The 13,888-nt window shown below is 32.6% G+C and carries 13 protein-coding genes; 9 read left to right on the top strand and 4 right to left on the bottom strand.

Annotated elements, in window-relative coordinates; translation table 11 throughout:
- The first annotated feature begins 2 nt into the window (after positions 1-2).
- From AA089_RS04445 to AA089_RS04435, 3 genes are all read left to right on the top strand, one after another.
- Entirely contained in the window at positions 3-713 is a 711-nt protein-coding gene (locus AA089_RS04445) for a peptidylprolyl isomerase (protein ID WP_046755722.1), read from the top strand.
- 109 nt (positions 714-822) lie between these two features.
- Complete coding sequence (locus AA089_RS04440; RefSeq protein WP_053002194.1) at positions 823-2,043, top strand: outer membrane beta-barrel protein; 1,221 nt, start codon at positions 823-825, stop codon at positions 2,041-2,043.
- A 76-nt stretch (positions 2,044-2,119) separates the two neighbouring features.
- A complete protein-coding gene (locus AA089_RS04435) occupies positions 2,120-3,343 on the top strand; it encodes an outer membrane beta-barrel protein (RefSeq protein ID WP_046755721.1) in 1,224 nt (407 codons plus the stop codon).
- A gap of 60 nt (positions 3,344-3,403) precedes the next feature.
- On the opposite strand, the gene AA089_RS04430 is transcribed toward AA089_RS04435, so the two are convergent.
- Complete coding sequence (locus AA089_RS04430; protein WP_046755720.1) at positions 3,404-4,009, bottom strand: trimeric intracellular cation channel family protein; 606 nt, start codon at positions 4,007-4,009, stop codon at positions 3,404-3,406.
- Entirely contained in the window at positions 4,009-4,749 is a 741-nt protein-coding gene (locus AA089_RS04425) for an RDD family protein (RefSeq protein ID WP_046755719.1), read from the bottom strand. The genes AA089_RS04430 and AA089_RS04425 overlap by 1 nt, the downstream gene beginning before the upstream one ends.
- 24 nt (positions 4,750-4,773) lie before the next feature.
- On the opposite strand from AA089_RS04425, the gene AA089_RS04420 reads away from it, so the two are divergent.
- The 6 genes from AA089_RS04420 to AA089_RS04395 are packed head-to-tail and all read left to right on the top strand — an operon-like array spanning position 4,774 to position 11,037.
- Positions 4,774-5,754, top strand: a complete 981-nt coding sequence (locus tag AA089_RS04420; RefSeq protein ID WP_046755718.1) for a stage II sporulation protein M — start codon at positions 4,774-4,776, stop codon at positions 5,752-5,754.
- Positions 5,738-6,691, top strand: a complete 954-nt coding sequence (locus AA089_RS04415; protein WP_046755717.1) for a hypothetical protein — start codon at positions 5,738-5,740, stop codon at positions 6,689-6,691. The genes AA089_RS04420 and AA089_RS04415 overlap by 17 nt, the downstream gene beginning before the upstream one ends.
- A gap of 5 nt (positions 6,692-6,696) precedes the next feature.
- Positions 6,697-7,431 carry a hypothetical protein gene (locus AA089_RS04410; protein ID WP_156168899.1) on the top strand — a complete coding sequence of 245 codons (735 nt, stop codon included), beginning with the start codon at positions 6,697-6,699 and terminating at the stop codon, positions 7,429-7,431.
- Complete coding sequence (locus tag AA089_RS04405; protein ID WP_046755716.1) at positions 7,428-8,630, top strand: DUF4350 domain-containing protein; 1,203 nt, start codon at positions 7,428-7,430, stop codon at positions 8,628-8,630. Before AA089_RS04410 ends, AA089_RS04405 begins: the two co-directional genes overlap by 4 nt.
- Before the next feature lie 31 nt (positions 8,631-8,661).
- Positions 8,662-9,669 carry an AAA family ATPase gene (locus tag AA089_RS04400; RefSeq protein WP_046755715.1) on the top strand — a complete coding sequence of 336 codons (1,008 nt, stop codon included), beginning with the start codon at positions 8,662-8,664 and terminating at the stop codon, positions 9,667-9,669.
- A 36-nt stretch (positions 9,670-9,705) separates the two neighbouring features.
- The gene (locus tag AA089_RS04395; RefSeq protein ID WP_046755842.1) at positions 9,706-11,037 is read left to right on the top strand and encodes a DUF58 domain-containing protein; all 1,332 of its coding nucleotides are present in this window, start codon (positions 9,706-9,708) and stop codon (positions 11,035-11,037) included.
- Between the two features lie 225 nt (positions 11,038-11,262).
- Here AA089_RS04395 and AA089_RS04390 read toward each other — a convergent pair whose 3' ends face one another.
- Both AA089_RS04390 and dgt read right to left on the bottom strand, forming a co-directional pair.
- Positions 11,263-11,829: a hypothetical protein gene (locus AA089_RS04390; RefSeq protein WP_046755714.1), complete on the bottom strand. Its 567-nt coding sequence runs from the start codon at positions 11,827-11,829 to the stop codon at positions 11,263-11,265.
- Positions 11,830-12,051: 222 nt separating this feature from the next.
- A complete protein-coding gene (gene dgt / locus AA089_RS04385) occupies positions 12,052-13,413 on the bottom strand; it encodes a dGTP triphosphohydrolase (protein WP_046755713.1) in 1,362 nt (453 codons plus the stop codon).
- Positions 13,414-13,888 lie beyond the last annotated feature (475 nt).

Genomic DNA, 13,888 nt, shown 5'->3' with positions numbered 1-13,888 from the left:
CTATGAAAAAGATTTGTTTTTTACTGATTGCTATCAGCGTATTTTTCAGCTGTGAAGATACTAAAACTTCTACAGCTACTTCTGACGAAACACAGAAAACTGAAACGTCAAAAGCAACGGACATGTCTTCCAAAAAAGAACCTAAGAAAGAAGAAAAACAGGTTTTTATTACCACAGAAAATGTGTTGGATTATATGATAGATTACGGAAAAGAAAATCCTGAAACACGCGTACGTATTGTAACCGATTTTGGAAATATTGACATTGAATTGTATGAAGAAACACCTTATCACAGAGCAAATTTTATCATGCTAACCAAGCGAAATTATTTTGCAGGCACACAATTTCACAGAGTTGTAAAAGATTTTGTAATTCAAGGTGGAAACTCTGACGGTTGGAATATTGCTAAGAAACGTCGAAAAATTGGCAAATATTTGCTTCCACCAGATACAAAAAAAGGATTCAAACATGATCGTGGTGTAATTTCTATGCCAAGTGGCGAACTCGATCATGTATATAAAATGGCATCTCCGTTTGAATTTTTCATTGTTCAGAAAGAAGGAGGAACACATCATTTAAACAAAGAATATACTGCTTTTGGAAAAGTGATTGCAGGAATGGACGTTGTAGACGAAATTGCCAACCAAGAAACTGATAAAGGTGAATGGCCAAAGAAAAACATCATGATTCGTAAGGTAGAAATTTTGGAGTAAAAAGACTTTCGGTAACGTTTACAAAAAAAACATAACGTTTATAAAACTGTATGCGTTATATATTTTAATTTTAATTAGTTTCGCGACTCATTCACTCATTTTAATACTTATGAATAAAAACTTTTTAACACTATTACTCCTTTTACTATCTGCCTCAGGACTTTTTGCCCAGATAAAATTTGAAAAAGGATATTTTATTTCAAATAATGGTCAAAAAACAGATTGCTACATTAAAAATGTCGATTGGCTCAACAATCCAACAGATTTTACATACAAATTAACCGAAGATGGCGAAATTCAAACAGGAAAATTAGTCGCTGTAAAAGAATTTGTAATTCCTTCAGTTTGTAAATATGAAAAACATACGGTTTTAATAGATTTTTCAAATACTGACTTATCAAAATTAAACTATGATAAAAATCCTGAATGGAAAGAACAAACTGTTTTTTTAAATGTACTTGTAGAGGGAAAAGCTTCTTTATACAGATATAAAAATGGAGAGTTGAGCAAGCTTTTTTATAAAATAGATGATGGTCAAATTAAACAATTGATCAAGAAGTCATATCTCAGCAAAGATGGAAAATTAGCTGAAAACAACGAATATCGCCAACAATTATATACAGATTTAGCGTGTGAATCAATTTCAAGAAATAGTATTTCCAGATTGCGCTATAACAAAAATGATATAACTAAGTTGTTTGTGGCATATAATACGTGCATGAATGATGATTTTACGGCTTTCAAACAAACTACAAATGGTAAAATTGGCATACGAGCGAATATTGGTGCTAACTACCAAAAAACTGTGCTAGAAACTGGCAATTCATTTTTTGGTTCGAGTGCATCCTCTGTTGATAGTGAACAAAAATTTAGTCCAAGGATTGGAGTGGATGTAGAATATGTATTTGGTTTCAACAAAAGCAAATGGGCAGTATTTATTGAACCAAGTTATCAATCTTACAAAGGAAGCGGAACATTTGTACGCGTAAATATTGGCTCTAGATCTGATTATGAAATTGAATATTCAGCGATACAACTACCAATTGGAATTCGCCACTACATGTTTTTAGATAATACTTCAAAATTATTTTTAAATTTTGGTGCTATTGTCGATGTTACCCTCAATACAAAATCAGATGGTCTTTTGTCGCTTCAAAATGATAACTTTAAAACTTCTGCTGGCGCTGTATTTGGTATAGGATATAGCTATGAGAATACATACTCTATAGAACTTCGATACACAACACCTAGAGAACTTTTAGAAAAAACAACAGGAACTTCTTTAAAACTACATCAAGTTGGTCTGCTTGTTGGGTACCGATTTTTTTAAATTAAAGATAAGTACATAACATAGTAACAACAATTAGACAAGACAGTCTTCAATTCTCTTTTTAAATTAATAAATAATGACAAAAAATTACATTACCCTATTTTTACTGTTGCTTACGACCTCAGGACTTTTTGCCCAGATAAAATTTGAAAAAGGATATTTTATTTCAAATAATGGTCAAAAAACAGATTGCTACATTAAAAATGTCGATTGGCTCAACAATCCAACAGATTTTACATACAAATTAACCGAAGATGGTAAAATTCAAACAGGGAAATTAGTCGCTGTAAAAGAATTTGTAATTCCAACAATTTGTAAATATGAAAAACATACCGTTTTAATTGATGTTTCAAATACGGACTTATCAAAATTAAACTATGACAAGAATCCTGAATGGAAAGAACAAACTGTTTTTTTAAATGTACTTATAGAGGGAAAAGCATCTTTATACAGATATAAAAATGGAGATTTGGGCAAGCTTTTTTATAAAAAAGATGACGGACAAATTAAGCAATTAATCAAAAAATCTTATCTAAGTAAAGATGGCGAATTAGCTGAAAATAATGAATACCGTCAACAATTATATACAGATTTAGCGTGTGAATCAATTTCAAGAAACAGTGTATCCAGATTACGCTATAATAAAAATAATATCACTAAGTTTTTTATTGAATATAACGAGTGTATGAATAGCGATGTTACCGAATATAAACAAATTAATAAAAGTAAATTTCATATACGCGCCGAAATCGGAGTTCTAAGTCAAAAAACTACATTAGAAAACGCAAGTACTCTTTCTGGATTAGGAAGTCATACCAGTGAAACTGAACAGCAATGGAGTCCTAGAGTTGGAATTGATGTTGAATATGTGTTTGGATTTAATAAAAATAAATGGGCCGTATTTGCAGCTCCTTACTATCAATCATTTAAAGGTGAAAGTGAGTTTAAGGCAGCTCCTTTAAGACTTACACCCGATTTAAAATATGAAGTAGAATATGCTGCGATACAATTTCCTGTCGGAGTTCGTCATTATATGTTCTTAACTGATGATTCACGTATTTTTCTGAATGCAGGAATCATTATGGATTTACCACTAAAACGAGAATTTAGATCAGAAGCTGCTTCTTTAAATGAAGATTTTAGAACTTCAGCTGGTGGTATTTTAGGAATAGGATTCAATTATGATAAATACTATGCGGAAGCAAGAATTACCACTTCAAGAGAAATTATAGAAAATAGCGCAAATTTTTCACTTAATTTAAATCAATTTTCTTTTGTTTTAGGATATCAATTTTTATAACAAAAAATAAGTATACCTTTTACAAGAGTCAAGCAATTACTGTTTGACTCTTTTTTTTTATTACTCTTGATATATATTGGGAAGTTTTACACGGAATTTTACAACGATCAATCGGATAGTAATTACCATTAATATTGTAAAAATATAGAGAAGGTCTTCTTCAAGTTTAAAATACCGCAATGCAAAAAATGTCATACCGCCCAAAATACAAGCTGTAGCATACACTTCCTTTCTAAATATTACTGGAATTTCATTACATAGAATATCTCGAATGACACCTCCAAAACTAGCACTCATCGTTCCCAAAGCTATACAAATAATAGGATGCAATTCTGACGAAATTCCAATCTCTACTCCTATGATTGTAAATACGCCCAAACCAATTGTGTCAAATAAAAATAATGAAGTGCGAAGTTTGTTTAGTTTTTTTCGAAAAATAATAGAAATAAGTACTGCTAAGGCAATTGTATACACATAATTTAAATCGTTCATCCAACCTACTGGAGTTTTCCCAATAAGTATATCTCGCAAGGTTCCGCCACCAACTGCTGTGACAAAAGCAATGATGAAAATTCCAAAAAGATCCATTCGTTTCTGCATGGCTACTAGCACGCCCGAAATGGCAAAAGCAAAAGTTCCAATAATATCAAGCGCGTAAAAAAGCATTACATGTTTTGGGTATAATAGTTATAATCTCTTATAATAATATTTAAAAATGTAGTCGTATCTGTCGTAGAAGTAATACCAATAACTTCTTCCACTTTTTTTCTAAGTTTTAGCAACGTATCATGATCTTTGGCTTTTCGTGCTGTAGTAAATGTTTCTTTTATGATACGCATATCGTTATCCGACAGCTTAATTACGGAAGGATATTGTGGTTTGTAATTGTCTCCTATTTCTTCCAATATGGTATGTGAGATACGAATTTTATTTTTCAATGAAATTACAGAAGTTCCAGAGGTCATTCCGCCCAAACGTTGTCCTTTTTCACTAATAATTATAGAAATCAATGCGATAAATCCCCAAATCATGTTCAAATCGACAATTCTAAAAAACCAACGAATAATGTAGTCAATAAAGGAAGCTTGATAACCGTCAATTTTAACAACTCTAATTTTCATTACTTTTTTCCCCAAGGTTTGTCCTTCGAATAACGATTCGAGTACCAACGTGTAAAAAATAAACGGAAAAAGTAGCAAAACATAAATGGATATCTTTGACCACCAATCTAAATTTTGCAGCACGCGACTTCTGTCCATAATTTCTGAAAAAATCCACAATACAATTCCAGCATACGCTATCTTTATTAATAAATCGATAAGATGTGCTACGATTCTTTCTCCAACTGACGCTAAAGTGAAGTTGATGTTGACATTTTGAGTAGTATTAATTTGTATCTCTGACATTTTATGTTTTATTTTAGCGTATCTATGAGAGAAGTTGCATTTATCAAGCAAAATAAAGAAAAATGGTTGAACTTTGAAAAAACCATTTATAATAATCAATTTAAAAATCCTGATACACTTTCATCACAATACATACAGTTGATGAATGATTTGGCGTATGCACAAACGTATTACCCTAAGAGTAAAACGATTAGTTACTTAAATCAGTTGGCTTCGGCCGCTTTTCAACGTATTTATAGAACCAAAAGAGAAAAATCGAATCGCTTTATTTCTTTTTGGAAAACAGAAGTTCCGCTTATTGTGCATCAATTTAGGCGATATGTGTTGTATGCATTTTTAATATTTGGCGTTTTTGTAGCCATCGGAGCGATTTCAGCAGCATATGATGATTCGTTTGTTCGACTTATTTTGGGCGATAGTTATGTAAATGAAACGCTAGACAATATTGAAAGTGGCGATCCTGTTGCTATTTACAAAAGCGGCAGCAATTGGGGAAGTTTTATCGGAATTACTTTAAATAACCTCTACGTAGGAATTCAATCGTTTATTTTGGGCGTTTTTGGAGGTTTTGGTACTGGATATGTGTTGATGCAAAACGGAATCATGCTGGGCGCTTTTCAATACATGTTTCATGATCAAGGTGTGCTTTGGGAAAGTGTTCGTGGTATTTGGATACATGGCGCTATGGAAATTTTTGCAATTGTCATAGAAGGCGCTGCAGGTTTATTACTTGGCGCAAGTATATTATTCCCCAAAACATTTTCGCGGATGGCTTCCTTTAAAATGGGACTCAAAAACGGAATTAAAATTTTAATTAGCACATTTCCTTTTACCTTTGCTGCTGGCTTTTTAGAAGGATTTGTCACTCGATACTCCAATAGTATGCCCAATTGGCTTTCTGTTGGTATCATTTTAGTTACACTCGGTATTATTTCATATTATTATTTAATATACCCTTTTATCGTTCACAAAAAATTAAAACTACAACATGTTTCAACTGTATAAATCGAGAGATTTCGGAGCGTATTTTCAGGATACGTTTACTTTTTTAAAACTAAACGCTAAGCATTTCTTTAAAAACTTCTTTATAGTAAATGGTATCTTTTTATTGATTTTAGTAACCATGTGGTACTATTTTTATAAAGTTTATGAAGATATTGTGATCAACGGAATGCTTCTCAACAGAGATTCTAGCGCAATTACTACTTATTTTGATGAAAACTTAGTTTCCATTGTTATCTATGGATCGCTGGGATTATTTTTACTCATTATTGTAAGTGTTTTTAATTATGCGTACGTGCCAATATATTTTAAACTCTATGACAAACATCGTGGACAAAACTTCGATTCGAAAGAAATATTTGATGAGCTTAAAGCCAATATAGCAAAACTCATCATTTTTATTCTTGCCTGTATTCCCGTGGGTATTGTGACTCTTATTGCCGCTATGATTGTTGGTTTTGTCATATCAATTACCATCATAGGAATTCCGTTTCTATTATTTTTAGGAGCCATTATCGCACTATTTTTTCATGCAACTTTAATGGAATATATAAATACCGACAAAGGTGTTTTTGAATGTTTTTCATATGGTTTTAACATGTGTTTCCAAAAGTTTTTTCATGCTATGGGAGCAATCGTTGTATTTTTTATTATCATTTTTGTGTTTCAAATGATCGTAGGAATTATTCAAATGGTTATCACAACTATTTTGGGAATTACATCATTATCTGATCCTAATGCAGCATATCAATTTACCGAAGAGAATTGGTCTTTTCAGTTTATCTTGCTACTTATATTTCAGTTGTTTTCCTATTTGATTAACCTAACAACTTCGGCGATTAGTCAAATGAATCAAGCTATTATTTATTACAGCTTAAAAGAAGAAAAAGAAAATATTCACACACAAAGTACCATTGACGAAATAGGTCAAGGAGAGTAAATTTCATGCCAAAACCACTCAAACATATCTTACTGTGTGTTCTATGTTTAGGAACCATGTTGGTCTCTGCAACAATGTTGCGGCAACTTCCTATACAAGAAGATACTTCTAATGTACAACCACGCGAGTTTGAAGACGATTTCAAGGATGCATACACGAGTAGTGATTATGTATACGAAGTTGAAAAAACAGATGGTGCATTTACCCGATTAGTCAATTGGGCAGAACGACAAATTGATGAACTATTCAATTTAGGTTCTCGTAAAAAAGCTGGAAAATATCTAGAAGTTTTTAAACTTATCTTTTACGGACTTATCATCATTGCCGTTGTGTATTTCATTGTTAGAGCAATTATGAATGGCGAAGGACGCTGGGTTTTTGGAAGAAGATCTGACAAGAAACTAATCACACATGAAGATGTAGAAACGAACATTCATGTGGTAAATTTTGAAGCACTCATAGCGGAAGCGACATCAAATAATGATTACCGATTGGCCGTTCGTTATCAATACCTCAACATGCTTAAAAAAATGAGCAACTACGAAATTATTTCGTACGATCCTGAAAAAACAAATTTAGAATATACCTATGAAATAAAAGATGATGCTATTCGCAAACAATTTCAATACGCTTCCTATTTGTACAATTACATTTGGTATGGCGAATTTATGATTGACAGCACAGAATACAACAAAGCTTCAGAATCCTTTAACGTTTTACTTAAAACTATTGCCGCATGAGTAAGACACTAAAAATATATCTCGGCGTATTAGTCGTTATCATTATTGTAGCGATGTCGATAGAATCCTCAAAACCTGCAACCATTGATTGGACAGAAACCTACAATGAACGACATTCAAAACCTTATGGTCTAAAGGTTTTACACGAAGAGTTTAAAAGTTTATTCAATCAAATCAGCGTTAAAAATATTCGCAATACACCGTACGAATACTTTAATGATAAATACGATTGGGACAATCATGAATATAAAATTGAAGGTACATACGTAAGCATTCATCCATATTTTTATACGGACGAATCTTCATTAGAGGAATTATTTGATTTTGCTTCCGCAGGAAACACCATATTTATGTCTACACATGAAGTTCCTGAGTACATTCAAGATTCATTAGGTTTTAAAACATCGTTTGATTATTTGATTGAATCCAAAGCTGAATTTGGTTTTTCTAACACCAATTTACGAAACAACAATGTCACTTTTGAAAAAGGAATCAAAAATATTTACTTTTCAAAAATTGATACGACAACGACTATTCCGCTCGGTTATCAAAAGTTTAGCAAAGACTCCATCTATACAAATTTTATCAAAATTCCTGTCGGCGATGGCGCATTTCTAATTCATACACAACCTGTTGTTTTTACCAACTTTCATTTACTCAAAGACGATCATGCTAACTATGCAGAAGGTGTTTTGGCATACATTCCAAATAAAGACATTCACTTCGATTCGCCAAACAAATACGGATCGGATAAAAGCAGTACGCCGTTGCGTTTTATCTTGTCTCAACCTGCCTTACGTTGGGCTTGGTTTATAGCTTTACTCACATTAGTCGTTTTTATACTGTTTAATGTAAAACGAAAACAACGCATTGTAAACATTATAAATCCGCTTCAAAATACAACACTCGATTTTACCAAAACCATCGGAAATCTGTTCTATGAAACAAAAGATCATGCAAATGTAGTGCGAAAAAAAATTACCTATTTCTTAGAACATTTACGAAACGATTATTTGATAGATACACAAGAACTAGATGACCGATTTGTAAAACGTTTGGCTTCAAAATCTGGAAAAAGCGAAGAAGAAGTTTACCAATTAACATTACTAATTAAACAATTAAAAAAGAAAGTGCATTTCCAAGAAGAAGACGTTCTAAACATTACAAAAGCCATAGAACGCTTTAACCAAAAGGAATAACTTTAGATTATAAATACAATAAAATCAATATATGGACTTACAAGGAGAAAATAACGAGCAAAAGACTCCGTTGTCATTCACAAACAGAATTGACCTATCTGAATTACAAGATGGAATCCAAAAAATACGACATGAACTCGCCAAAGTAATTGTTGGACAAAAAGGAATGATTGATATGCTACTTACAGCGTTGCTCGCCAAAGGGCACGTATTGATTGAAGGTGTGCCAGGTGTTGCCAAAACAATTACCGCGAAGTTGTTAGCAAAATCATTAACGGTTGACTTTGGTCGAATTCAATTTACACCCGATTTGATGCCAAGTGATATTTTAGGAACGTCAATTTTTGACATGAAAAAATCTGAATTTGAATTCAAAAAAGGACCTGTATTTACCAACATGTTGCTGATTGACGAAATTAACCGTGCGCCTGCAAAAACACAAGCTGCTTTGTTTGAAGTGATGGAAGAACGTCAAATTACGATGGATGGCGTGAAATATCCATTGGCGCCACCTTTTATGGTATTGGCAACACAAAACCCAATTGAGCAAGAAGGTACGTATCGTTTGCCAGAAGCTCAGTTAGACCGTTTCTTGTTCAAAATTAATGTGGAATATCCGAACTTAGAAGAAGAAGTAGAAATCATTGCGCGCGAACATGCACTCAAAGAAGGAAAGAAAACCGATAAAATCAGTTCGTTCCTAACAAAAGCACAAATTACAAAATATCAAAACTTAGTCAATGATATTATTGTAGAACCGCATTTGCTAAAATACATTGCCGAAATTATCATCAATACACGTAACAACCAATTTCTATACATTGGCGCGTCGCCAAGAGCTTCCATTGCGATACTGAAAGCTTCCAAAGCGTATGCCGCCATGAATGGACGCGATTTTGTAACACCAGAAGATATCAAACAAGTCGCAATTCCTGTATTGCAACATAGAATCATTATTACGCCTGAACGTGAAATGGAAGGTGTAACTTCAAAACAAATCATTACACAAATCATTCAAACTATTGAAATTCCACGTTAATTGTATCAAAACAAACGCCTAGTGAAACAGCAAATCATACGTTTTTTTAAATCTTTATATCTTCAAGATCGTTTCTTTTACGCGTGCTTGAGCGTAATTGTATGCTTTGTCATCAGCTTTATATTTCCTAACTTTTTCTTTGTGTCGAAATTACTATTGCTAATTTTACTCACGTTTGTATTTTTAGATATTATCATATTATACGCTACACGAACGGGAATTTCGGGGAAACGCGAAACACCTGAGAAATTTTCCAATGGCGATGAAAATCCTATACTGATCCAACTGGAAAACTATTATACGTTTGCTATTGACGTAAAGATAATTGACGAAATTCCTGAACAATTTCAAGTACGTGATTTTTCTATTGAAAAAAAGATTCCTGCGTCAAGCGCGATTGCACTCAAATACAAACTTCGCCCAACAGAACGCGGTGAGTATATTTTTGGAAAGTTGAATGTGTATGTATTATCAATTTTAGGTTTGGTGTCGAGACGTTTTTATTTTGACAATGAAGTGATGGTACCAACCTATCCTGCGTATTTGCAATTGAAGAAATACGACTTGCTTGCCATTAGCAACAATTTGACGATGTACGGAATTAAGAAGATTCGCCGAATTGGTCATACGATGGAATTTGAACAAATTAAAGATTATGTCTTAGGCGATGATTTACGAACTATCAACTGGAAAGCGACTGCAAAACGCAATCAATTGATGGTCAATCAGTTTCAAGATGAAAAATCGCAACCTGTCTATTCTGTAATCGACAAAGGTCGTGTGATGAAAATGCCCTTTGATGGGTTAAGTTTGTTAGATTACGCCATCAATGCCACATTGGTATTAAGCAATGTAATTTTGAAAAAGCAAGACAAAGCTGGTATGTTTACCTTTTCTAAAAAGGTTGAAAATATTGTCGTTGCCGAAAAGCGAAGTGCGCAAATGAGCATGATTTTAGAATCGTTATATAATGTGGATACCGACTTTTTTGAATCGGATTATGGACGTTTGTATGCAGATATCAAGCGAAACATCAAACACAGAAGCTTAATTTTATTGTATACCAACTTTGAAACTTTAGATGCGTTGCACCGACAACTTCCCTACTTAAAAGGAATTTCTAAAAGTCATTTACTCGTCGTAGTTTTCTTTAAAAATACAGAGTTAGATGAACTCATTCATGAAGATGTCACAACTATACAAGAAGCGTATGACAAAGTCATTGCAGAGAAATTCTCCTTCGAAAAACGCTTGATTGTCAACGAACTCAAAAAGTACGGAATTCATTCCATCCTAACATCGCCTGAAAACCTAACCATTGACGCGATTAATAAGTATTTGGAGATGAAGGCGCGTGGGTTGGTGTAGTATTGTTGTTATTTGTTTATTTGATTTTTGTTTATTTGTAAGTATGAGTTGGAACTTTTGGTAGCTAGATAATCTTAGTCGTCACATAGAGTGATTTTTCGGAATGTAATGAAGAAAAATTGTATCGAGATGCTAGTCACAAATTCTTCTCTGTTAGTACATTTTATTATACATCTAAGGATTGAATTTTTTAGTTTGTTTATAGACACGAGTTAGAAACTCGCGCTAGCGTGGGCAAGTTATTTTTCCTATTAAATCCGTGAATTTTTCAGTTCCGAATTCAGTTTTAGCCATTCCGTAACTTGCTTTTTTGTCATTTCTATAAGTTAAAACCTTTTCTGATTTTGTATAGAAATTCCACATTTCGTTTATTTCGTCAGAGTAATTTTCGTTGGAGATTACTACAATTCCACCTAAGTCAAATTCCAATTTCGTTATATTCTCTTTTGTATTTACAATTAGGTTTGTCAGTTTTTGTCCGTTAATGAAACTTAAAGCGAATTCAATTTCATCACGTTCACTTTCGTCGTGAGCTAATTCGCTATCTTTTGCGTATATTTTCCAATTAGACATGTAAATAAAAAAGGAATGTTCTCCTGTAATCTTTACGTGTCTACTGTCAAATTCGTTAAATGGAAATTTGTTTTTTTCTTTTGGTGTATGAATTCCACTAAGCTCAGTTTTTGGACATCCAAATTCCAGATTCAAGAAAGAGCCATACCCTTGTTTTGCTCCCCAAACAAATTCTCCGATTATTGGTTGTAAAATATCTTGAATTTCTTTTTCCGTCATTCGATTTTTCTAATTTGCCCTAACGGCTCCGTATATGAAAAGTAGCGCAGTAAATAAGCTTTTACTTTTCGGATGAAACACAAGCCGAATTTTTAAATTTCACTATTTATCTTTTTATTGGAAATCGTCAAATTTAAAAATTTGGCGACTTTCCAAAAATCCCTAAGCGTTTGTGTTAGCAATGACTTACGCTATTTTTTATATACATTGCTTGGTACCGTTTTAGTTCCGCATTCCTATATCAATTCCTTTGATTTTTCTATATAATTCTGTTGCGTAAATATCTGTCATTCCGGATAGGTAATCAACTATACCCATAACTTTATCGTAATTGGATTCACTTTTAGTTAGGTATTGATTGGGAATTAATACTAAAGCTTTCTTATCAGATTTCTCTTTTTTCCTTTTTAAAATTGGAAAGACAAGATGACTTAAAAGTTCATACATTACATTATAACCTGCATTCTCTATTTCTACTACTGAACGGTCATTATAGATGTGTTTATAAGAAAAATCCACTATTTCTTGAACTGCATCACAATCTTTAGCAATTAATTCAAATAAAGCATCATTATGTTTACCTTTTAAAATATCATCAAAATGAATTTTATATAATTCGAACGCTTTAAAAATGAGACTGTTTATTGATTTAGCTCTTAAATAGCTAATTCTTTCATTTTTATCTGTTATTGTATAAAGTGTTTTATCGAATTCTAATATATCTTCAATACCTAAACAGCGAATTAAATTATCGAGTAATTTTTCACAATGAGTAGTTTCAATAATTCGAAGTCTTTGTGCGTCTTCTAAATCTATTATGTTATAACAAATATCGTCGGCAGCCTCAACTAACCATACAAAAGGATGACGAAAATATGACAAATCTGAAACTGAAGTATCTCTAATCATTCCCGTTTCAGATGCGATTTTTTCAAATGTTCCTTTGTCTGATTGCAAGAAGCCAAACTTTTTTCTGTGAGTAAAACTTCCATTTTGAGCACTTGATTCACAAGGATATTTTGCTATTGCAGATAAAGTTGAATAAGTAAGTCTTAAACCACCCTTTGGTTTTCCGTTCAGTTGCTGTGTTAAAACTCGAATTGAATTTGCATTACCCTCAAAATTGGTTAAATCTGAATATTCTTTATCAGTAAAGTTTGATTTTAACTCTTCCTTATTCTTCTTGAAAAAACTAACCATTGCGTCTTCTCCTGAATGACCAAAAGCAGGATTTCCTATATCATGACATAAGCAAGCGGCAGACAAAACATTTTTTAAGTGATTTCGGTAGAATGATTTACTTTCTTTGTTTAAATCATCTCCAAAAGTATCATATATATATTTTCCAACTAGAGAACCTAAAGAACGTCCAACTGAAGAAACCTCTAACGAATGTGTTAATCTATTATGAACAAAGACACTACCAGGTAATGGAAAAACTTGAGTTTTATTTTGAAGTCGTCTAAATGCAGATGAAAAAATAATTCTGTCGTAGTCTTTTTGATATCCAGAACGTGGGTCATTGTTATCCTCTGTTTGGTCGACACCTGTTCTTTTGGAAGAATAAAGTTTGTTTAAATCCATATGTTTTTTTCAAATTACACCTAACGTATGTATATACCAAATTCCATATATCATACCAATTTTAGGGAATAACAGGAACTAATTTTACAACAACTTCCTATTATTCTCTATAAAAGTAAACTAAAGATTACACATATACAATGAGGTTTTCCGTAATTACGTATAAAATTTGTATTAATTTCTGCAACTTATGCTGAACTTAATTCCGTTAGGCAGAAGGTTATTGAAACGGAAATAGATTCCGCATCAAGTGCGGAATGACAGAGAAACGTTGTTACTGTAAAATACTTCTCGATACAAAATTCTTTTTCCGCGTTGCTTCAAAAATTTCACTCGAAGTGACGTGTGGTACTTTCTATTGTCATTTCTGCAGCGGCAGGAATCCATTGATATGGAAATAGATTCAGCATCAAGTACAAAATGACAGAAAAACGTTATTGCTATAAATACTTCTCGATACAAAATTCTTTTTCCG

The sequence above is a fragment of the Kordia jejudonensis genome, from assembly GCF_001005315.1.
GTDB lineage: Bacteria > Bacteroidota > Bacteroidia > Flavobacteriales > Flavobacteriaceae > Kordia > Kordia jejudonensis.
This window is presented reverse-complemented; position numbering and strand designations above follow the sequence as displayed.